Source organism: Bacillus sp. z14 (2026), from assembly GCF_058313575.1.
The window spans coordinates 161,345-182,021 of the sequence record NZ_JBZFQK010000001.1; the positions used below are offsets into that span (position 1 = coordinate 161,345).

20 protein-coding genes are annotated in these 20,677 nt (G+C 35.0%); 5 read left to right on the top strand and 15 right to left on the bottom strand.

Features of this window, described 5'->3' with window-relative positions; all coding sequences use genetic code 11:
* Positions 1–86 precede the first annotated feature (86 nt).
* Both AC4G3O_RS00765 and AC4G3O_RS00770 read right to left on the bottom strand, forming a co-directional pair.
* Positions 87–878, bottom strand: a complete 792-nt coding sequence (locus tag AC4G3O_RS00765; RefSeq protein WP_491135670.1) for a class I SAM-dependent methyltransferase — start codon at positions 876–878, stop codon at positions 87–89.
* Between the two features lie 179 nt (positions 879–1,057).
* Complete coding sequence (locus tag AC4G3O_RS00770; RefSeq protein ID WP_491135671.1) at positions 1,058–1,930, bottom strand: glycoside hydrolase family 73 protein; 873 nt, start codon at positions 1,928–1,930, stop codon at positions 1,058–1,060.
* A gap of 583 nt (positions 1,931–2,513) precedes the next feature.
* Here AC4G3O_RS00770 and AC4G3O_RS00775 point away from each other — a divergent pair.
* Genes AC4G3O_RS00775 through AC4G3O_RS00790 form a run of 4 tightly spaced genes read left to right on the top strand, consistent with a single transcriptional unit; the run spans position 2,514 to position 7,414 of the window.
* Positions 2,514–3,716 carry an iron-containing alcohol dehydrogenase gene (locus AC4G3O_RS00775; RefSeq protein WP_491135672.1) on the top strand — a complete coding sequence of 401 codons (1,203 nt, stop codon included), beginning with the start codon at positions 2,514–2,516 and terminating at the stop codon, positions 3,714–3,716.
* Positions 3,717–3,727: 11 nt separating this feature from the next.
* Positions 3,728–5,476: a thiamine pyrophosphate-binding protein gene (locus AC4G3O_RS00780; protein ID WP_491135673.1), complete on the top strand. Its 1,749-nt coding sequence runs from the start codon at positions 3,728–3,730 to the stop codon at positions 5,474–5,476.
* A 1-nt stretch (position 5,477) separates the two neighbouring features.
* Positions 5,478–6,413, top strand: a complete 936-nt coding sequence (locus AC4G3O_RS00785) for a bile acid:sodium symporter family protein (protein ID WP_491135674.1) — start codon at positions 5,478–5,480, stop codon at positions 6,411–6,413.
* Entirely contained in the window at positions 6,410–7,414 is a 1,005-nt protein-coding gene (locus AC4G3O_RS00790) for an SDR family oxidoreductase (protein ID WP_491135675.1), read from the top strand. The genes AC4G3O_RS00785 and AC4G3O_RS00790 overlap by 4 nt, the downstream gene beginning before the upstream one ends.
* A 302-nt stretch (positions 7,415–7,716) precedes the next feature.
* On the opposite strand, the gene AC4G3O_RS00795 is transcribed toward AC4G3O_RS00790, so the two are convergent.
* The 13 genes from AC4G3O_RS00795 to AC4G3O_RS00855 all read right to left on the bottom strand — a co-directional run bounded on the left by AC4G3O_RS00795 (position 7,717) and on the right by AC4G3O_RS00855 (position 20,111).
* Positions 7,717–8,544 (bottom strand): MBL fold metallo-hydrolase, encoded by an 828-nt coding sequence (locus AC4G3O_RS00795; protein ID WP_491135676.1) that lies wholly within the window; start codon positions 8,542–8,544, stop codon positions 7,717–7,719.
* 184 nt (positions 8,545–8,728) lie between these two features.
* A complete protein-coding gene (locus tag AC4G3O_RS00800) occupies positions 8,729–9,013 on the bottom strand; it encodes a hypothetical protein (RefSeq protein ID WP_491135677.1) in 285 nt (94 codons plus the stop codon).
* 342 nt (positions 9,014–9,355) lie between these two features.
* Positions 9,356–10,507, bottom strand: a complete 1,152-nt coding sequence (locus AC4G3O_RS00805) for a cyclically-permuted mutarotase family protein (protein ID WP_491135678.1) — start codon at positions 10,505–10,507, stop codon at positions 9,356–9,358.
* A gap of 546 nt (positions 10,508–11,053) precedes the next feature.
* Positions 11,054–11,776 (bottom strand): glucosamine-6-phosphate deaminase, encoded by a 723-nt coding sequence (nagB, locus tag AC4G3O_RS00810; protein WP_491135679.1) that lies wholly within the window; start codon positions 11,774–11,776, stop codon positions 11,054–11,056.
* Between the two features lie 123 nt (positions 11,777–11,899).
* Positions 11,900–12,754 carry a MurR/RpiR family transcriptional regulator gene (locus tag AC4G3O_RS00815; RefSeq protein WP_491135680.1) on the bottom strand — a complete coding sequence of 285 codons (855 nt, stop codon included), beginning with the start codon at positions 12,752–12,754 and terminating at the stop codon, positions 11,900–11,902.
* A gap of 19 nt (positions 12,755–12,773) precedes the next feature.
* Positions 12,774–13,661 (bottom strand): ROK family protein, encoded by an 888-nt coding sequence (locus tag AC4G3O_RS00820; protein WP_491135681.1) that lies wholly within the window; start codon positions 13,659–13,661, stop codon positions 12,774–12,776.
* Between the two features lie 83 nt (positions 13,662–13,744).
* On the bottom strand, positions 13,745–14,434 hold the full coding sequence (locus AC4G3O_RS00825) for an N-acetylmannosamine-6-phosphate 2-epimerase (protein ID WP_491135682.1): 690 nt from the start codon (positions 14,432–14,434) through the stop codon (positions 13,745–13,747).
* Positions 14,435–14,461: 27 nt separating this feature from the next.
* Positions 14,462–15,307 (bottom strand): carbohydrate ABC transporter permease, encoded by an 846-nt coding sequence (locus AC4G3O_RS00830; protein ID WP_491135683.1) that lies wholly within the window; start codon positions 15,305–15,307, stop codon positions 14,462–14,464.
* 11 nt (positions 15,308–15,318) lie between these two features.
* Positions 15,319–16,080, bottom strand: coding sequence for a carbohydrate ABC transporter permease (locus tag AC4G3O_RS00835; RefSeq protein WP_491135684.1), 762 nt, complete (start codon positions 16,078–16,080; stop codon positions 15,319–15,321).
* A 190-nt stretch (positions 16,081–16,270) separates the two neighbouring features.
* On the bottom strand, positions 16,271–17,665 hold the full coding sequence (locus AC4G3O_RS00840) for an ABC transporter substrate-binding protein (protein WP_491135685.1): 1,395 nt from the start codon (positions 17,663–17,665) through the stop codon (positions 16,271–16,273).
* Positions 17,666–17,689: 24 nt separating this feature from the next.
* Entirely contained in the window at positions 17,690–18,334 is a 645-nt protein-coding gene (locus AC4G3O_RS00845) for a GDSL-type esterase/lipase family protein (RefSeq protein WP_491135686.1), read from the bottom strand.
* Positions 18,335–18,338: 4 nt separating this feature from the next.
* Positions 18,339–19,250, bottom strand: coding sequence for a dihydrodipicolinate synthase family protein (locus tag AC4G3O_RS00850; RefSeq protein ID WP_491135687.1), 912 nt, complete (start codon positions 19,248–19,250; stop codon positions 18,339–18,341).
* Between the two features lie 483 nt (positions 19,251–19,733).
* Positions 19,734–20,111, bottom strand: a complete 378-nt coding sequence (locus AC4G3O_RS00855; protein ID WP_139891913.1) for a PH domain-containing protein — start codon at positions 20,109–20,111, stop codon at positions 19,734–19,736.
* 246 nt (positions 20,112–20,357) lie between these two features.
* Between AC4G3O_RS00855 and AC4G3O_RS00860 the strand changes: the two genes are divergently transcribed.
* Positions 20,358–20,657: a TIGR04104 family putative zinc finger protein gene (locus AC4G3O_RS00860; protein WP_491135688.1), complete on the top strand. Its 300-nt coding sequence runs from the start codon at positions 20,358–20,360 to the stop codon at positions 20,655–20,657.
* Positions 20,658–20,677 lie beyond the last annotated feature (20 nt).

The window sequence follows — 20,677 nt, forward strand, 5'->3', positions numbered from 1 at the left end:
GACATAAAACCATAAACACCAACCCTTTTTATGACCTCTATTGCCTCCTCCTTTATGGCTGGACATCAAAGAAATAACTTCCTTATCTATCGATTCTTTAAGCCTAACTTTACAGACAATGATACTGTTTCTTTATATTCTCCGGACTGACAAACATCTAGCAGGGCTTCTCTAAGCTCCTGTTCAAATTTTTCCACATTATTTTCAAGAAATCGTTTTGAACCGAAAGAGGTGGAATATAGGTTTCCAAGGATTGATTCAATGTTCCAAATGATGTCGTATGTAGGTAATTGGTGAATCTCTAAATTGAATTTTGAGTTAGTTAGTACTTCCTCATGACTTTTAATCGGATGGGTATAGGTAGTCTTTCCAGCTTTTCGATCAGTTCCATACCATTTCTCTATAATTTCATTCATTCTTACCTGCCATGTTGTAAGTGGTTGATTTGGATTATAGTTGTCTATAATAGCTACTCCTCCGCCATCCGTAATGATTGGAAAAAGTTCCTCTAAAATCGTTGGTCTGTCCATCCAATGAAAGGCTTTAGCGATAGTCACGAGGCTATATTGTTCATTATGTACATATTGATTTAGTGTTCCATTAAACCATTGAATTTGCCCTATTCTTATCTCTTGATGTAGACGTTTCGCTTCTTCAATCATTTCTGGTTCAGTATCAATCCCAACGATTTTTTTACACCAATCAGAAAATCTGATTGTGAGGTGTCCTGTTCCACATCCAAGATCCAGGAGGTTCTGCTCTCCATTTAAAGAGAATTTTTCTACTAGAAATCTAATTAGTTCAGAAGGATACATAGGTCTGTATTTTGAATAATACATAGCAGACCCCTTAAACAATTCATCTCCATACGTATTCAAATGATCACTCACCAATCTTTACATTGAATAATTTACTTAAGTCCCTTTTACAGTTACCATTTATTTTAGCAAACCTCATTTGAAAAAGTTGGATATTTAATTCTATGCAGTTAATCCAAAATAACCTATTAAGAATAAAAAACAAGCGTATGTGCAAAAGTAGACACATACGCTTGTTTTTATAATTTATTTGAAGTGACATTGCTATCAATTAGCTGTAATTGATATTGCTTAATAATATCAGTCAACATTTCACTATATATTTTTTCGCCTTTTTCATTCTCAGCCGTACTGTAGCCGGCATCTTCCAATGCTTGAGCCTGTTCCATATAGGTGTTAGCCTCAAAAAGGCCATGCTTTTCATAACGTTGATTTTCTTTAAGAAATGCACCATGATCATCGATTGACTCATCAATCGAATTATAGGCTCTGAAATCACTTTTCGTTTTTTGATTATGAAATTCCGTTGTGTCCATGCTTGCAACAGCCCCATCCCAGTTATGGCCTTTAATGCCAAATAGGTTATTATACTTCTGAGATAGTCCCGATTTCCCCCATTCAGACTCCAGGATAGCCTGAGCAATTGTGATGGAAGGCAATATACCATATTCCTTATAATTATCTACAGCGGCACTTTCAATTTCAGCAATAAATTCATATTGATTGCTTTTATTACCTTTTTTAAATGAATCCAAGTAGGTTATATAGGATTTCACCTGAGATTTCTGTTCATCTGTATAATTTAAAGTATCCATTACTTCTTCAATATTTTTAAGCTTATATTCGTTGCCTTCTTTTTCGATAAATAGATTAGTTGTTTGTTCGATATTATAAGGCTCTACAGTGTCTATATTATATTCAATAGCTGTAATAGCTGCGACGTTTTGCCAGTTGGCTTGAACTTTACCTTTACTTGCATCATCCACTATTGACTGGATTTCCTTCATTCGATCATTCGTAATAAAAGTCTTTTGCTCAGTCGGGAACATTTTCCAAAGAACAAATATCATAATCGCAATCATTGTGAAGAATACTAACTTTAAAGGTTTCATTTGATTTTCTCCTTTTGACAATTCGACATTTAACCGGAAGAAAGTCAGGATTAGCAGTAGATAACTACTATAAACGTTATCTAGTACGTTATCAAATTATATTGTATCAAATTGAGAAAAACTTTAAATGAAAATTACTTCAATAATATGTAATGTTTGGTAGTCTGTATATTGATATAAATAAAGGAACAAAAGTGATTGGTAAAATAGGAAAAGAACCCAAGAAAGATTCATTTTTCCACCAAGGAAAATTTTAAACAAAGCTATTGTTAGTGAAATGCTAAGGATATAACTTACTCCTTCGATTATGATATGAAGCAAGTTTTCTGTTTTAAACTTACTGCAGTAATTGTCCCAGTAACAATTAAATTTTTTCTCTATTGAATTAAAGGAATATCAATGATATTTACTATGACATAGTTTATTTCATCCTAAAATATTATCTTGTTATCAAAATCAAATAATTTAAATTTTCAGAATTAATATTGCTTTTGAACTTTCAAATCTTTATAATCTTCCTTAGATATAATAATAGAAACCTATCTTAACGCATTAATGTAAGCGTATACATTAAGCTAAAGGAGTGATCTTTATCGAATCTATTTTAAAACCTGCCATAATCTTGACAGGCGGGTTTAGTGGAATACAGCTTATTGAGACAATTCGAAAGCTGCAAATCAAGAAAGCTTTTATCATGATTTCAGTAAAGCTTTACAAAGATGCGAAAACATATCTCTTCTCAATGCTTGAAAAAGAAGGGGTATCGTTTCAGCTCTATATTTGCGACAAAGGAGAACCAACCTTCAGTCAGGTGAGAAAAACCACCCATACAGCTCTCTCAGAAAGCTGTGATGGTGTTGTGGCAATCGGTGGTGGCAGTGTGATTGATCTCGCTAAGGCCGTTTCCGTCTTTGCCATTAATTCAGAGCATACTTTACTTACCATCCAGCAAGAATCGATAATTGAACGCCTTCCCTTGATTGTCATACCAACCACGGCTGGTTCAGGATCAGAAGCAACAAAAGTTATGGTCATTACTGACGATGCAACTGGTATTAAACGTAATCCCTCTCATCCAAGTTTTGTACCGGATGCGGCCATATTAGATTCCTATTGGACCAAGAAATTACATCCGGTCATCTCCGCATATACAGGCTTAGATGCACTTACACATGCAATGGAAGCTTATGTTTCAACAAAAGCAACCGAATTAACAGACTTCTATGCTCTTCAAGCCTTCAAGAAAATCACCAATGCCCTTCCAAACGTTTACATAAAAACAAATAACCAACAAGCCTATGATGATATACTTATCGGCAGTTTATATGCTGGAATAGCTTTCTCTAATTCATCAACTAATTTAGCACACGCCACAGGCAGAGCCTTAGGGATAAAATATAAAATTCCCCATGGTTTAAGTGTTGCACTCCTGCATCCATTTGTAATTGACTTCGGAATTGAAGATGCAGAAGACCGTTATGCAGAAATGGCCATTGCTATTGGACACAATCCTAATGAAAGCAAATCCTCCCTGGCAAGAAAAATACTTAAACTGATCTATCAATATAATGAGCAGTTTCAAATTTGGGAGACAGGAAGACCATACATCCCAATGGATCAAATGTGTTCCTCACAGATAAAGGAATTAACGGCGCTCACTCTTTGCGGCAATGGTATTGACACAAACCGAAGGATTCCAACTCAAGAGGATATTGAAAAGATTTTCCATCAATTATTTCAAGTATTAAACCCTGATTTGATTCATCAATATAATCGTAATGATTAAGGAGGAATAGTATGGCTGAAATGAGTGGCGGCGAAGTTATTGCAAAAATGTTAAGCCTTGAGAATGTTGAAAAATTATTTGGCATCATTGATGGAACTTATTTTGGATTTTATTCAAACATACAGAACCATGGTATTGAATTGATTTCTCCACGTCATGAGACGAGTGCAGCCCACATGGCTGGAGCCTATGCCAGATTGACTGGTAAGCTTGGAGTTTGCATGGCCAGCAATGGGCCGGGAGTAGCCAATATCCTCCCTGGATTGGTTGTCGAGCAGGCAGAAGGTAACCGTGTGCTTGTCATTACCAGTGCCAGGCGGACCGGCATCATGTACCCAGACCGTGGAGGCACCTATCAATGCTTTGATCAGAAAGCCGTGATTGGCCAGATTGCGAAATGGAGCGAAGTAGTTCCTTCATTCGATAGGATTCCAGAAATGCTCCGCACCGCCTTAAGAAAATGTTTCGAAGGTCGCCCAGGAGTCGTTCATCTTGATATACCGGAAAATATTCTCAATACGAAAGTGAAATGTGACCTTTCATTTTGGAGGGCTAGCCAATACCGTGTAACCCATCCACCTGAACCAAATAAACAACAATTAGATGAAACGGTTGAACTGCTTATATCAGCCAAATTTCCTGTTATTCATGCTGGCAGCGGAGTCATTTATGCACGCGCCTTCAATGAGCTTGAGAAGGTTGCGGAATTATTACAATCGATGATTACAACGAGTTGGGCCGGTCGAGGCTCTATTTCAGAGAATAATCGCCTTATGCTACCAATGGTTCATATTGAGGCTAATAACAAGGTTCGCAATGAAGCAGATGTGCTTTTAGTGCTAGGCTCAAGGATAGGAGAAACAGATTGGTGGGGAAAAGCACCTTACTGGAATCCTAACCAAAAGGTAATTCAAGTCGATTTAGATCCTTCTATTCTCGGCGCAAATAAGCCAACTGAGGTCAGCATTCTCTCAGATGTAAAAATCTTTTTAGAAAAATTATATCAACGACTTCTTCCCTTTAAGGATCAATTGAACTACCTCCAGCGCGAAGCATTGCTATCCAAATACCTTGAAGATAAGCAAAAGCACAGGGATAAGCTTAACGAACATCTAAATGATCATGCCACTCCGATGAACTCAGCTCATATTCCTGCTATATGCAGTGAGGTATTTCCAAAAGAATCACCACTTGTTATTGATGGCGGCAATACAGCCATTTGGACAAATTTCTATTATAAGGTTACAGAACCTGGAACAGTCATTTCGACATTTAAATTCGGGATGCTCGGGGCAGGTGTCGGTCAGGCGCTCGGCGCAGCTGCTGCTAGGCCAGATGTACCTGTATGTTGCATCATTGGTGATGGAGCAATGGGCTTTCATCCACAAGAGATTGAAACAGCAGTGCGGAATGGCTTGCATATTATATATATCGTTCTTTGCGACCGTCAATGGGGAATGGTAAAAATTAATCAGCATATAGCCATGAAGCCAATTAAGACCTTAATCAAGAAAACTCTCAGCCCTGAAGAAAGCATTAATACAGACCTGGGCAATATCAATTTTCAACAGTTAGCTGAAAGCATGGGTGCACATGGGGAATATGCAAATAATCCAAATGAATTCCGCGAGGCCCTCGAGCGTTCAATCCGAAGTGGGATTTGTTCGGTTATTCATGCTGATGTAGATCCAGTCAAGCATATGTGGGCACCAGGCTTAAAATATTTTAAAGAAATGCATGCTGAACCAAGGGGTAAATAGCATGAATATCGATGATATCCAATTAAATTTCAACGCAACTTCACTGACAATTATGAATATCTTAATCGGGTTTATCATGTTTGGGGTCGCTTTGGACTTAAAATTAGCAGATTTTAAAGAAAGTATTAAAAAGCCAAAACCCACACTCATTGGACTGTCTTGTCAATTTATCCTGCTTCCGGCATTTACATATATACTTGTTCTTATCATAGAGCCAAGGCCTAGTATCGCTCTTGGGTTGTTTCTAGTTGCAGCTTGTCCTGGAGGCAATTTATCTAACTTCTTGACCTACTTAGCTAAAGGTAATACCCCATTATCCATCAGCATGTCGGCTATTTCAACCGTGCTAGCTATTTTTATGACTCCCTTTAACACCTTACTTTGGGGATCTCTTTACGAACCGACAAATAGCCTGCTCAAGTCTTTTACCATCAACCCGCAAGACTTGTTGATTACGATCTTTTTAATGCTTGGGTTACCGCTCGCCATCGGTATGTATGTGAACTATAAATATCCAGAAAAAGCGCAACTGATCAACAAATGGGCTAAAAATGCATCTATAGTCTTCTTCTTAGGATTTGTCATCGTTTCCCTGGCAGCAAACTTTACTTATTTTATTGAATTTATTGGAATGGTTGCTCTCATTGTATTTATCCATAATCTACTTGCCATTACGATTGGCTACACCACCTCCTCACTGTTAAAACTCCCTATCGCCGATCGTCGAGCGATTTCTATCGAGGTAGGTATTCAAAACTCTGGTCTGGGTCTAGTTTTGATATTCAATTTCTTTGACGGATTAGGTGGTATGGCCATTGTTGCTGCCTGGTGGGCAATCTGGCATATTGTTTCTGGACTTACCCTTGCCATTTATTGGTCAAAGCGCCCACCTCATAAGGACACTACCAAAGACACAGCCAGGAGCGTGAAAATATGAATGTACTCATAACAGGCGCGGCAGGTTATTTAGGAAGCCTTCTTGTCCAACGACTATCTATGGCAGAAAAAAATGGGAAACCTATTCACATTATCGCTACTGATATTCAAGAAAAGCCTATATTTTATTCCGATAGTACCATAGATTATGTACAGCTCGATATCCGCTCAGAGGATGTACATAAGATAATGGAGAAATATTGTGTAGATACCGTCGTACATCTAGCCTCTATCGTCACCCCTGGGAAAAAGAGCAACCGTGAACTGGAATATTCCGTTGATGTTCTCGGTACAGAAAATATTCTAAAGGCTTGCGTCAGCAATGGCGTGAAACGTCTTATCGTCTCCTCAAGCGGTGCTGCATATGGCTATCATCCAGACAATCCTGATTGGATTACAGAAGATGTGCCGATTCGGGGCAACAAGGAGTTTGCATATTCCTATCACAAAAGGTTGGTTGAACAGTTATTAGCTCAATATCGTCAAACTCACCCAGAGCTGGAACAGGTCATCTTCCGAATAGGTACCATCCTTGGCGAGACAGTGAACAATCAGATTACCGCTCTGTTTGAAAAGAAAGCCTTAATTGGCATCTCTCGATCTGATAGCCCATTCGTCTTTATCTGGGATCATGATGTCGCTTGCTGTCTCGAACGGGCCGTTACAGGTGATGTGACAGGAATCTTTAATGTTGCTGGTGATGGTAAGCTAACAATCGATGAACTTGCCTATATATTATACAAGCCAGTCATACGGATCCCTGCATTAGTCGTAAGATGGGCTCTTTATATCTTAAAACGATTATCCCTAACTCAATATGGAGAGGAACAGGTTAACTTCCTTCGCTATCGACCTGTTCTAGATAACACTAAACTGAAAAACATTTTTGGATATACTCCAACTTATACAACAAGAGAAGTATTTGAATACTACTTGAAGCACAATGCTAAAATGAAAAGTCAACGTCATCAGTACCGAATTGATGTGAAATCATACAATTAACGTATTTATTTCATTATAATACGGTAACATTAATTCATAATTTACAAATGGGAGCAGATGCCAAAAGTTCTAAGATAAGTCAAGATGATTACATCTTAGTGCTAAGTACTAAACGTAAAGTCAGGTTCGCCAATTTAAATTACTTGTAATTATCCCGACTAAAATGAATATAGGGAACAAGACGTGTATGAGTTCTTAAATAAGGGTGGCGTTTGTTACAAGCCTTTTGGATTCTATAACTAAAAGGCGTTTTTTTATTTAATAACAGTTTTCCTAAAAAATAATTTCTCTTTGTGTCCTACTTAAGTTTCAAATAAAGTCCCATTTAACGCTTGTATATATCGCTCAGCAGATTTTTGAACGGCTTGTTTGGCATCCTTCTGAATGATACGATGAAAAGCGTTGTAAATCCGGTCAAAGTTCATTTTGGCTACTTTATCGGCTATGTCCATTACTTTTTTAGCAGGCAAGGGAATCAGATTGGGATAACTATACATAAAACTAACCCATTTACGATCAGCCACCACCTGAATAATATCTCCTGTCAACAAAATTCCTTTATGATGATTTCCTTTATTCCATTCAAGGACAGCGCCACCTTTAAAATGGCCACCTAATCTGTGAAGGATTAATCCTTCAGACAACTTTAAAGATTCTCCTGACCAAAATACAATTTTTTCACTTTTTCTTAATACCCACTCCTGGTCGTCTTCGTGTATATAGATTGGGATATCAAAGGCTTCAGCCCATTCTATCTGACTGGAATAGTAATGAGGATGTGACAATGCAATTGCATGTAAGCCACCCATTTTTTTAATTTTATCGATGGTTAATTGGTCAATATAAGTAATACAGTCCCATAACAATGTAAAATTATCGCTTTGAACGATGTATGCTGTCTGACCGATACCTACATCAGGTTCTGTTTCCATACTGTACAAATCTTTTTCTTCATACTTTATTTCATTTTTAAATTGTTTTGAAGATACCATCTCTTCCATTGTTGTCCACTGCTGCCCATTAGGATTAATATACTGTCTTTCCTCACTGCAAATTAAACATTTCACCGGCGGGTCATTTAAGCAGTCCGTTTGTGTCCCGCAAGTTGTACAAATGTAAAGTGTACTCATTTTTATATCACCATCCCTTTATATTGGTTCAGTTGTTTATGTGTTAAGTATATTAATTACCAAGAATTTTTACGTCCTGACAAAGGATGATATGATCTACAACTTAAGTCGCAAGTACTCCTGTATTCGTTAGATAAATAAAAGAGACCAGTTTCTATTTAACTGGTCCCCGTTCATTTGTTTCTTATTTAATTAGTGTCTTCTGAGCCCTAAAAAACTCAGTAAATGCAGCATTGATTTCCTTCGTTACTCTGAACTTAGATTTGCATTCAGTGCAGCTATAGCGGAAACCGCCTTTTTTAACATCCAAAAAGCCTATGAACATAAATATCGGGATTAAATACCAACCCGGCATTGGAATGCAGCATGCAATCAAAATAGCCAAAAACATCATATCAGAGACAGTAATTAGTTTTTTCACTTGATTCCCTTGGCATTTATCACATTTTACTATTTGCTGATCATTCATTATAATTCCTCCCTCTCATAATAATGAAAGCGCTTTAATAATTAGAATTAGGCAAAAATATTAGTTCAGTTTGATAAAACGTATTCATATCGTTCACAATTTAGACACATATTATAGTATTCGTTATAAATTTAATATGTCCTTTATTTTTCCAATAAATATCCATAATACTTAAGAATAAAATTTCACCAAAACACATTTTAGGATATTGAAAGAATCTATTTTGAATAAAAATAGATCAAAATAGATTCTCAAGTTTTATAAAAATTTCTATGTAAGATACATGATTAACGCAAAGAAAGCTAAGTTTGAAAACTTAGCTTTCTACATATTTCCCGGAATTTATTTTAGGTTATGGTGTATCGTTCCTGAATAAATTGCATTCGTTCTTACCCCAGGTTTTATTTCTCCATTAATAGAATAAATATTTTTATCCATCAATACTAAGCCTTGACCACAGGGTGCATCAAATGGAATCTTGCCTATAGATCTCCAAGAATCCTTTTTTGCATTGTATATCAAAATATCTTTATTCCAATTAAACTCATGAGGGTCAGTATTAAAGTATTGAGTTCTAAAAGCTAGTAATTCTTCTCCCTTTAAGGTATTTAAATTTTTTACTGCATGATCATATACTTCTTTATTAAATCCTCCTATAACCATCATTTCATCCGTATTTAATTTTACTGAATTTGCTCCCAGTAAAGATATCTCTTTCCCATTTACTTTTACTGAAGAAACTTTAGACCATTTATTTTTTTCTATATTATATTTATATCCATCTGTATAAGCTGTTGTCCCTCCACCACTAAATACATATAGATTTCCATTTAATAGTTGAGCTACACTTTGATTTCTAACACTTTCTCCTGGCATTGATGCTAATTCTCTTGTCTTTTTAGTTTTTATATCATATTCATACAGTTTATTACTATCTTTTGCATTTTGCTTACCAAGTCCAATATACAATTTCCCATCTTTTTCAACTGCTATACCATCACTTATTGTAAATGGAAGATCTCCTATCTTTTTCACTTTCAATTTTTTATTTGAATCAATAGTTAGCAAACTAATATCATCTGCGTATTCCTTTTCAGGACTTCCTCCAATATAATAAACACCTTTTTCTGTAGTAATTGAAGATCCATAACCTATCTCATGACCAAGATTAGTATGTTCTACCATAGTTAATTTATTTTTATCTTTCTTTAATACATATATATCTGAATAATGTTTCTTTATTCCACCATTTAAAACGGATTCATAAGGGAAATTTGCTCCCCCTCCAACGATTACATAATTTTTATAAGATCCTGACAATACTCCCGCTGTACCAATATTTTCTTCAAAACCCTTTTGTGCCTCTAACTCTCCTCCATGTTCCCAAGTTATTCTCCCTACAGATTTCTCTTTTTCAAAAGCACTTACTTTCATACCGATAACTCCAACAAAAACCAACATCAATGTAATAGCTGTTATCCAAAATTTTTTCAAGATTTCTCCTCCTTATTTTTTATATAATTTAGAAACTTAACACCCATTTTAACCTTTCATATCGAGAACCAATATCAAAAACCCCTTAACTAATCAATCTATATTTGAAGATTCATATCTAATCTGATTATTTCAATTATCTCGGTTAAAATCTGATTCCTATGCCGGAAAAATTTGTATAAAAAAATCTAAAAGTAAGTAGTTACCTAAATTATCTACCCCAATGATTTTCTTTTAGTGTGATTGCTTCTTCATTTAATAAAAAAACAACTATTATAATTGTAAGATTAACAATAAATCTAAGTTCATCAGTTTATGCTTTTGGTTACAAATAAGGATGATTCTTAATGAGGTAAAAAGTATCTTATGAGAGGTATATGCTCTGAGGTGAAACTTGGGAGAGTTCCGTGTTGGTTCAATAACGATTATCCCGTTAACAGAGAAAACAGCTAATTCAATAACTATGTTATGAACTGTTTTTTTAGAAAATAAGTCAAAGTTAACGGGTGTATGTATAAAAGCTCTATATAATTAAGTCTTATTTCTCTAAGCTCTCTGAGCATCCAGGTCAGCAATCACTGTAATATTAGAATGGTGTTTTAAGATTGAGGCTGGAAATTCCTCACTGATTTCACCGTCCAGTAACCTTTGAAGAGCTCGAGCTTTACATTTACCAGAAACTAAGAGGAGAATCTCCTTACTCTTTAATATCGTGGAAATCCCCATCGTTATGGCATGTGTAGGTACTTCATCAATGGTATGGAAGAATCGAGAATTAGCTTTTCGTGTAGAATCATCTAGCTCCACGACATGAGTGCTAGATTTAAAGGATGTACCAGGCTCGTTAAAACCAATATGACCGTTTTGGCCAATTCCCAAAACCTGTATATCTATCCCTCCGTTCTGTTCAATTAATAATTCATACTGCTCACATTCATACTCTAAGTTTTCCTTATTACCTAGGGGAAGATGAATATTATCAGGTAAGATATTTATATGCTTAAATAAGTGATGATTCATAAAGTAATAATAACTGTGTTCGTTTTCTGGATTCATTCCAACATATTCATCCAAATTAAAGGTTTTAACATGCTGGTAATTTGTATGATGCAAGAACCGATCTTCTACTAAATAACGATATAATCCCTCTGGTGTACTTCCGGTTGCTAATCCCAGTGTTAATTTGCTAGATTGATTTACTTTTTTTATGATAGTTTCAGCAGCCATTTTACTTAATTCATGGTAGTTATTCACTTTAATTATTTCCATATAAGCACCTACTTTACGATAAGATAGTACTCCTCTGCAATATGTTAATCCCCACATCATAATCATGATTTAAATAATAAAATCTGTATTTAATTCATTTAACAGATGGTAAACTAACGCACATCATAGCATCTTTTCAATAACAGCGTTTGCAGTTAACTCTTTATTGTGAACCGCTTCCTTGTTAGTCCTTTTAAAATATTCAAAATAGAGCATATCTAAGAGGTAAAGTTGTGATATCTTTGCAGATAAACTGCCCCCCTGAAGCGGACCTTCATTTGCACCGCAAAGCAAGGTAAGATCAGAGAAACTAGTCAAAGGAGATTTTGCAAATCTCGTTATCGAAATAATCTTTGCTCCTCTTTCTTTTGCTACTTTTGCTACTTCAATCGTATCTTTCGTTGAACCTGAATAAGATATAAGAATGGCTACGTCTTTCTCTGTCATCAAAGCTGCAGACATAACTTGGAGATGTGAATCTATAGAACACTCTGTTTTATTGGTAATTCTCATAAACTTATTCTTTGCTTCCATTGCTGTCATTAAGGAAGAACCTACTCCAAAAAAATGAATTCTTTGCGCGGTTATCATACAATCAACAGCATGAGAAATATCACTTTCCGAAAGTAAGTTATAGGTTTCTGTAAGTGCATGTACGTTTGAAGATAATACCTTTGACGCCAGTTCCTCAACTGTATCTTGCATTGTAATCACGCTGGAAAGCTGTGGGGTTTCATTATCAAGGGATATGCTATGAGCTAAAACAATTTTAAACTCTTGATATCCTTTAAGATCCATCGTTTTACAAAATCGAAAAACACTTGATTCACCTACGTTACATTCATCAGCCAAATCAGTTATCGACATGTAAATGACATCTTTCATATTTTCAAGAATATAATCAGCAACTTTTTTTTCCGTGTTAGTAAATGAATTGTATCTCGAGTGAATGAGAGAAAATATATCTTGATTTGTCATTGCGGCACTCCTTTTAGTGTTAGCCTTTTAAATGAAGTGATACTGCACCTAGAACTCCGGCTTTATTTCCAAGAGAGGCTTTCATAATTTTAACATCTGAAAAGCTCTCCATCGTTAACTCTTTGACCTTATCTGATATCTTATTTACGAGATTGTCTTGCTCCATCACTCCACCTCCTATTATAATAGCTGGCGGATTAAAAATGTGGATAAGGGAAGTAAGCCCCAAAGCCACCTCCGAAACCCACTCCTGAAGGAGCATATCTAAACTTTTATCCCCTAGGTTCATTCTTTCAAAAATGACTCTACCATTTATAAAGTCAGAATTTATTTCCTGTGTTCTTTTTATTAAAGCCGTTGTAGAAGCATATATTTCATAACAGCCTACTTTGCCACAGTTACAGCTATTTCCAAAAGGATGGGTAATAATGTGACCAAATTCACCTGCCAATCCATTATGTCCCTTATAAACTTTTGAATCTATTACAATAGCTCCGCCAATACCTGTACCATATGTTAAACAAAGAAAATCACTAAATTCCTTTGCAGCTCCAAAGTACTTTTCCCCTAAAGCAGCTGCATTTACATCATTTTCAACTTTAACAGGAACCCTAAATTGATCCTCAAGAATATCCTTCAATTTAGTACCTGTATAGTTCGGGATATTTTCATTGGCATAAATGATGGAACCCTCTGTACTATCAACCTGACCTGCAGTGCTTATGCCTATCGCGTCAAAGCCTTTGAATTCACTTATTATTTTAATTATTTTTTCTACTAGATATTTTCCGCCTCTTTTACTTTCGGTATCATATTCTTTAAATTCTTCTATTTTCCCATCTTTATCAGAGATGCCAACTTTTATAGATGTTCCACCAATATCGGCTGCTAATATTTTCACTTCCATCATCCTTTAAATCTATCTTTTGTGCTATAAATACCTTGAAAAATGGACTGATAAGTTAAAAAGTTATCTCTTAATTGGACAAATTATTTAATCGCTTCTAGAAATTTCTTGGTAATTTCCATCGGCCTCGTAATAGCTGTACCAACTACTGCTGTATGAACTCCTAAATCAAAAACACGCTTCAATTCCTCCGGTGTCCAAATTCCACCTTCAGCAATGACAGGAATACGAAAATCCCGAACCAGTCGTTCAATCAATTCTATATCGGGTAAGGAATTGCCTTTTGTATATTCCGTATAACCACTTAAAGTTGTACCTAAGCAATCAAATCCTAATTCATAAGCCTCTTTTGCCTCTTCATAGGTAGAACAGTCGGCCATGAAAATTTGTTCTTTATATGTCTCTCTGATTTTAGGAAATACTTCACTTATCGTCTTTCCATCAGGTCTAATTCTTTTCGTTGCATCCAATGCAATAATATCTACCCCCTCCTGATAAAGAAGCTCAATTTCTTTAGAAGTGGGGGTGATAAATACTTCAGATCCTTCATAAACTTTTTTAATAATTCCAATGATAGGTAATTGAACCGTTTCTTTTATTTTTCTAATATCTTCAACACTATTCGCTCTGATTCCCTTTGCGCCACCAACCATAGCAGCATAAGCCATTTTACTCATAATAAAAGAGCTATGAAGGGGTTCTTCTGGAAGTGCCTGGCATGAAACAATCAGTTGTCTATTAATAAGATCAAATATCTTCTGTTTTTTATTCATTTGCAAACATCTCCAAGTATAAAAATATTACTTATCTGCTCCAATTGTAATTCCTTTTGTAAAATACTTCTGGAAGAAAATAAATATAAGTAGCATAGGAATTGCTGCTACAGTAGCACCAGCCATCTTATATGCAAAGTTTGGATTTAAGTCTTGCATCAAAGTTGCGATACCTACCATTAACGTTTTCGAACCTTCATCTTGACCGACTACGAGCTGCCATAAATAATCATTCCAAACTTGAACAAAGTTAAGAATAAATAATGCTCCAATACCTGGTTTAACTAATGGTAGCATGATTTTATAAAAGATTTTAAATTCACTGGCTCCATCCATTTTGGCAGCTTCTCTTAAAGAATCCGGGATTGTATCAAAGAATCCCTTTAGTAAAAATACTCCAAAAGCTGTTGCAACGTTAGGCAAAATCATACCACTTAAGGTATTAACCATATTAAAGTCTTGAATAATTCTAAACAACGGGACGATCATGACTTCTTTTGGAATCATAAGACTTGAAATGAAAATAATGAAAATAATATTCTTCCCTTTAAATTTAAGCTTTGAAAACGCATAGGCTGCAAGCGCACTGACAATGATTAAGGCTATCGTAGAAACCAAAGCTACAAATAGACTATTATACGTCCATTTAAAAGCAGGTTGATTATTAAAAACATCCATATAGTTGCTCAACGTAAAGGACTTTGGAAACCAATCTGGCGGCATTTTAACAACATCGGTACTGTTCTTAAAAGAGCTGGTCACAAGCCAGTAAAGAGGGAAAAGACTTAGAATAGCAAAAAATAGTACAATTATGTTTGTTACAATATCAATTTTTTCTTTCTTTTTCTTATTCTTATTCTCATTCTTTAACATTTCTCTCACCTCTAATTCTTCTTAAACATAGCTCTTAGCTGTGGAATCGATAGAGCTAATGTAATTAAGAACATAATTACACCTACAGCAGAAGCCAGACCAAGCTGATTATACTTGAATGCATTATTATATAAGTAGTACATAAGAGTTGTAGATGCATTGTTTGGTCCTCCACCAGTTAATAGCTGAATTACAACAAATATCTTTAGGACAGCAATAATATTCATAATAATAATGTATATAGTTGTTGGTTTAACCATTGGAATGATAATTTTAAAGATAATTTTCATTCTACTTGCCCCATCTACTTCAGCCGCTTCAAAAAGTTCCTTTGGCACCCCAATCATAGAAGCAATATATAGAATGATTGCTTGCCCAACATTCGTAGCAAATGTTACGAAAATAATCACTGGTAGTACCCAGTCCGTATCACCTAAGAAATTAACTGTTGACAGTTCCATTTTTCTTGCCACAAAAGGGATTAAACCATTGGCAGGGTTTAATAAGAAACTCCAAATCATGCTCATGACGACCATGGAAACCATTACAGGAATATAGTATGCACCTCTTATGAAAGACACATATTTAGCATTTTTATCAAAAATAGCAGCGGAAACGAACATTGCAAAAATAACGGTTAATGCCACAATGAATAGGACAAAAATAACCGTGTTAATAGTAGATTGAATAAATACAGAATCACTGAATAATCTTTTATAGTTTTCAAGCCCAATAAATACTTCATCTTGATAGGTTATTTTAAATAGACTCAATCTTATTCCTTCAATGATCGGATAAACTAAAAATATCAAAAAAAGTAACATTTGAGGTGCGATAAACAAGTAGCCTGTAATATTTTCCTTGAAAAAATCTTTTTTGATTTTCATTAATATCATTTACCTTTCTACAATTTAAGCCCCAAAAAGAAGGGGCTTAAATGTTGTTAAGTCGTATATTCTAGAGCTAATTATTTATAACTGAATTTGCTTTTGAATCTTCAATTATTTTATTTCCGCTTGATTGGTAGCTCTTTACAACTTCTTTTGCGGTTTTTTCACCAGTATATAAAGCCTGTAATTCTGGATAAAGAACTTGTCTTAGCTGGCTGTAACCTGGTACGTTTCCAGTGAAATTAAACATATATTGATCGTTAGCAGAATAGGCATCAAAGTAAGGCTTTTCTGCCTTAAACTCCTCAGTAACAGATGTTCTAACAGGCACTCCATTCTTAGAAGCCTTCACAAGTTCAGAATCAGTAGAGACAAATTTCACGAAATCCTTACTAACTTTAATTCTAGTTTCGTCTTTCGTGTCAAAAACAGCAGCACCTGTCACATAAGTGAAAGTTAAAGGATCTCCACTTTCAGACGGAATATTAGCCAGTCTCATATCAAATTTAGGAGCTTTACCACTTTCCATATCAGCCTTTGCATTGTTGAATAGTATTGAGTTAGTAAAGCTAATCGCAAGCTGTTGATTCTGGAACATCGCATTAACATCGTTTGAAGAAACAGATTCTACACCAGGATTAGTAAAACCATCATCATAGATTTTCTTTAACCAATTTGCAGCTTTAGCACCCTTTGCATCATCAATGATTAAATTACCATCTTTATCAAAAAATTCATTGCCAAACATTCTTAAATACGCAAGATTCCAAGTATCTGCCTGGTTATTCAGAGCAAATAATCCCATTGGAAACGCATTTGAATATTTATCTTTAGGTAAATTTCCCTTTAGATTTTTAAGAATTTTCTCATAGTCAGCCAGATTCCAAGTCTTGATTTCATGCTCTCCACCAATGTATTCTTCAAGCCCTGCAGCTTTAAACATATCAGCATTATAAGCTAAAGTACCTGGGTTATGTGAAAATGGATAGAAGTATACATCTTCACCAAAAGTCACATTCTCCCAATGGCTTTCTGGTATATCTTTTTTAGATTCATCGTCAACGATATCATTTAAAGGTACTAAAGCACCTCTATGAGCATAGTCACCCATAGCGAAGACACTCTCGAAGAAAACATCTGGAGGAGTCCCACCATTAAGATTTACGTTTAAAAGCTCATCGCGTTGGTCCCCGGCAATGACCTCTACATTTACTTTGACCTTGTGTTCCTTGTACTCAGCAGCGAACTTCTCTCCTGCATGTTTGAAAAAGCTATCATAGTCGGCTCCCTCTTCAGATGCGTCTAATACACCCTTCCACTGTGGAGTTAACCAAACTGTTATTTCTACCTCACCATTTGAACCAGAATCACCATTAGATTTACTAGTTTCTTTTCCCATACACCCTGCAAGTACTGAACCTACGAGCATGATTGCCATTCCGGCTTTCAAAAAACGCTTTCTTAACATAAACAAACCCTCCTTATCATCTTATTAAAATAGTAAAATGCTTTTGATTTTACGAAAGACAAGCTGTGATAGTTGCTTGTGACCTTCCTCATCAAGATGCATAAAATCTACCTTATTCATTTCCACTAATCCCTTTGTATCTAGAAATTCTGTACCTTGAAGCTCTAATAATTCTATTAAATGCTTTGATAGATCCTCTGATTTCATGTCACATTCTCTTCCCATTGATTTATTGACTTCAGTATTTATATACTTTTTATCAATAGGAGGAGGTACAATGACTAGTACTTTTGGACATGTTCCGTCTAAACCTGCGGGAGTATTTTTTGCCTTAAGAGAAAGTCTTACAATCCCTTGTGCGATATTATAAGAAGTTAGATGAAATCTTTCCTTCGTATCATTTGTTCCAAGCATTATAATGGCAAGTTCTAGAGGCATATGACTCATCAAGCAAGGATGGATATAGGTATACCCATTCAATCCTTCAAACAATGGATCGTCTATGACACTCGTTCTTCCTGATAATCCTTCTTCAATTACTTGAAACTCACTACCTAGTAGTTCCGCTAATAGGCTAGTCCATCTAATATCTTCCGGATACCTTTCCGAAGTTTTAGCATTAAATCCCCAAGTATTAGAGTCCCCAAAGCATACGACTCTTCTTTTCATATGATTATCCTCTATACTTTAATATCGATTTGTCGATTAACACTTTAATATCTTCGATTTTATTTAAATCCTCACCTGTTACTGGCTCTAACGGGCCTCTTACATTTCCTATGTTAACTCCTCTTAATTTTAAGACTTCTTTAATAGTCGAATACATAGAGCCATTTAAGGAGCACAACTGGATAACAATGTCATTTATATCACTTTGAATTTTTCTTGCATTAGTAAAATTCCCTGTTGATACAAATTCTTCTGCCAATAAAAAAAGTTCAGGCATAGCTCCATACGTTCCGCCTATTCCACTATCTGCTCCAATTAATCTCCCAGAAACATATTGTTCATCAGGTCCATTAAAAACAATAAAATCTTCACCAGCTGCTGTCTTGAATCTTTCAATATCCATAACTGGCATTGAAGAATTTTTAACCCCTATAACCTTCTTATTCTCCAATAATTTCTTAAATAGATTTATTGAAAGATTATATCCAGTTGTTTGAGGGATGTTATAAATAATAAATGGCAGATCGGTTGAATCGATAATCTCTGTCCAATATTTATATACTGAACTTTCGGAAAAGTTAAAGTAAATTGGGGGAATGGATGATAAGGCATCATAACCTAATTCCTCCGCATATTTTGCTAAAATCACACTTTCCCTAGTCGATGGTGCACCGACATGTGCGATTAAAGTGAGTTTCCCTTTTACATTGTCTGAAACATATTTTAATGTCGCTTTTCTTTCTTCAAGGTTCTGGTAGATGCATTCTCCTGAACTTCCACCAACGTAAAGCCCTTTAACGCCTTTATTGTATAGATAATTACATAGATCTTTTGTTCTGCTCTCAGATATTTCTCCTAAATCATCATAACAAGCATAGAAAGCTGGAAATATTCCTTTATACTTTTCTAATTTCAATTCTGACCACCACCTATATAGACTTTAAATAAAACTTGTTTTTATATTTTCCAGGTAATTCTATTCGCCTTTACTTTTATTTTGGTAACGTTTACAAGGATAAATATAACATCGTTATAAAAATATGTAAATATTTTTCTTAATTTACTATTTTTTTGGAGAAAATTTTCTTTATAATTACGAATCCATCTGAAAATTTTTTTTTGTAAAAAATTTGTTATTCTAGTTTTATTTTTTTATCATCAAGAAGTATATCTTTGGAACAAAAAATAAAGTCTTTTAAATCTTTAACAGTGAATCATCATTGGAACTAAATGAATTATTGAATAATGAAATCAGAGAATAAATAAGAGACCAGCCTGTACTCCACTGATCTCCCGAAATATGGAAAATAAAATCATAATTAAGCCATGAAATACGGATAAGAATAAAAAAGAGGAGTGTTGTAATACACTCCCCCTTCCCACTATCCATTTGTTCAATTTATCCACAAACATAATACGCAAGTAATTTTTGAACATCTTCAATGCTATTGCCTTTTTTGAATGTCTTAGTTATCGGCATGTCTGCTCCAGATAACCAAATTTTAAGCTCAGCATCCAAATCAAATGTTCCCGCTGTTTCTGTACTGAAATGAGTGATACTTTTGTAAGGAATGGAATGATACTCGATTTTTTTTCCCGTCATTCCTTGTATGTCTACAAGAATAAGTCTGTTGCCCGTAAAAACAATCATATCCCTGATTAACTTGTAAGCTTGTTGAACTTCTTCACCTGGAAACAATACTTCTTTTAAAGATTTGGATACTTCATCCTTACTTACTGTTGAAGAATTACCCATTAACCCATCCAAAATTCCCATCTATGTATCCTCCTTTATATTTCTGAATACTTAAATTATACCTTACTAATGATTTTATATAAAATGGAATTAAATACTATAATATATTTGTACAAGTGTTCGACAAAAAAGATACAGGTTCTGTATTTATATGAAAGATATGAATTTACAAATTGGAGGCTTGGTGGATAGTTCCATCTTTATTTCCATACCCCACTCCATTTTTTTATTAGAGATTTAAGGATATTCATTAAAGGAGGAATTACAGTGCCAACTTGTCAAAACTGCGGCAGCAAATGGTCATGGAATGATTCATTTAAAAAATTAGCATCATTCCGCAAAAATATGAAATGTAATGATTGTGGAGCTAATCAATACCAAAGCATGTATTCAAGGAAAATCACATCTATTGTAGTATTATTTCCGCTGATAACAATTCCTATTACGGTACTGTTTAATTTATCTTTAACTTTTGTCATAATCATCGAATTAGTGTTGATGCTTGTCGTTTTATTATCATTGCCTCTTTTTTTACAATTGACTGATAAAGAAGAGCCGTTATGGTAAAAAAGGAGACTGCTAGAATT

What these genes read in the sequence shown, in the direction of transcription:
- AC4G3O_RS00770 (WP_491135671.1), bottom strand. Translation starts at nt 1,930, where the DNA reads ATGAAACCTTTAAAGTTAGTATTCTTCACAATGATTGCGATTATGATA.
- AC4G3O_RS00780 (WP_491135673.1), top strand. Translation starts at nt 3,728, where the DNA reads ATGGCTGAAATGAGTGGCGGCGAAGTTATTGCAAAAATGTTAAGCCTT.
- AC4G3O_RS00785 (WP_491135674.1), top strand. Translation starts at nt 5,478, where the DNA reads ATGAATATCGATGATATCCAATTAAATTTCAACGCAACTTCACTGACA.
- AC4G3O_RS00790 (WP_491135675.1), top strand. Translation starts at nt 6,410, where the DNA reads ATGAATGTACTCATAACAGGCGCGGCAGGTTATTTAGGAAGCCTTCTT.
- AC4G3O_RS00795 (WP_491135676.1), bottom strand. Translation starts at nt 8,544, where the DNA reads ATGAGTACACTTTACATTTGTACAACTTGCGGGACACAAACGGACTGC.
- AC4G3O_RS00800 (WP_491135677.1), bottom strand. Translation starts at nt 9,013, where the DNA reads ATGAATGATCAGCAAATAGTAAAATGTGATAAATGCCAAGGGAATCAA.
- nagB (WP_491135679.1), bottom strand. Translation starts at nt 11,776, where the DNA reads ATGGAAATAATTAAAGTGAATAACTACCATGAATTAAGTAAAATGGCT.
- AC4G3O_RS00815 (WP_491135680.1), bottom strand. Translation starts at nt 12,754, where the DNA reads ATGACAAATCAAGATATATTTTCTCTCATTCACTCGAGATACAATTCA.
- AC4G3O_RS00820 (WP_491135681.1), bottom strand. Translation starts at nt 13,661, where the DNA reads ATGGAAGTGAAAATATTAGCAGCCGATATTGGTGGAACATCTATAAAA.
- AC4G3O_RS00825 (WP_491135682.1), bottom strand. Translation starts at nt 14,434, where the DNA reads ATGAATAAAAAACAGAAGATATTTGATCTTATTAATAGACAACTGATT.
- AC4G3O_RS00830 (WP_491135683.1), bottom strand. Translation starts at nt 15,307, where the DNA reads ATGTTAAAGAATGAGAATAAGAATAAGAAAAAGAAAGAAAAAATTGAT.
- AC4G3O_RS00840 (WP_491135685.1), bottom strand. Translation starts at nt 17,665, where the DNA reads ATGTTAAGAAAGCGTTTTTTGAAAGCCGGAATGGCAATCATGCTCGTA.
- AC4G3O_RS00845 (WP_491135686.1), bottom strand. Translation starts at nt 18,334, where the DNA reads ATGAAAAGAAGAGTCGTATGCTTTGGGGACTCTAATACTTGGGGATTT.
- AC4G3O_RS00855 (WP_139891913.1), bottom strand. Translation starts at nt 20,111, where the DNA reads ATGGGAATTTTGGATGGGTTAATGGGTAATTCTTCAACAGTAAGTAAG.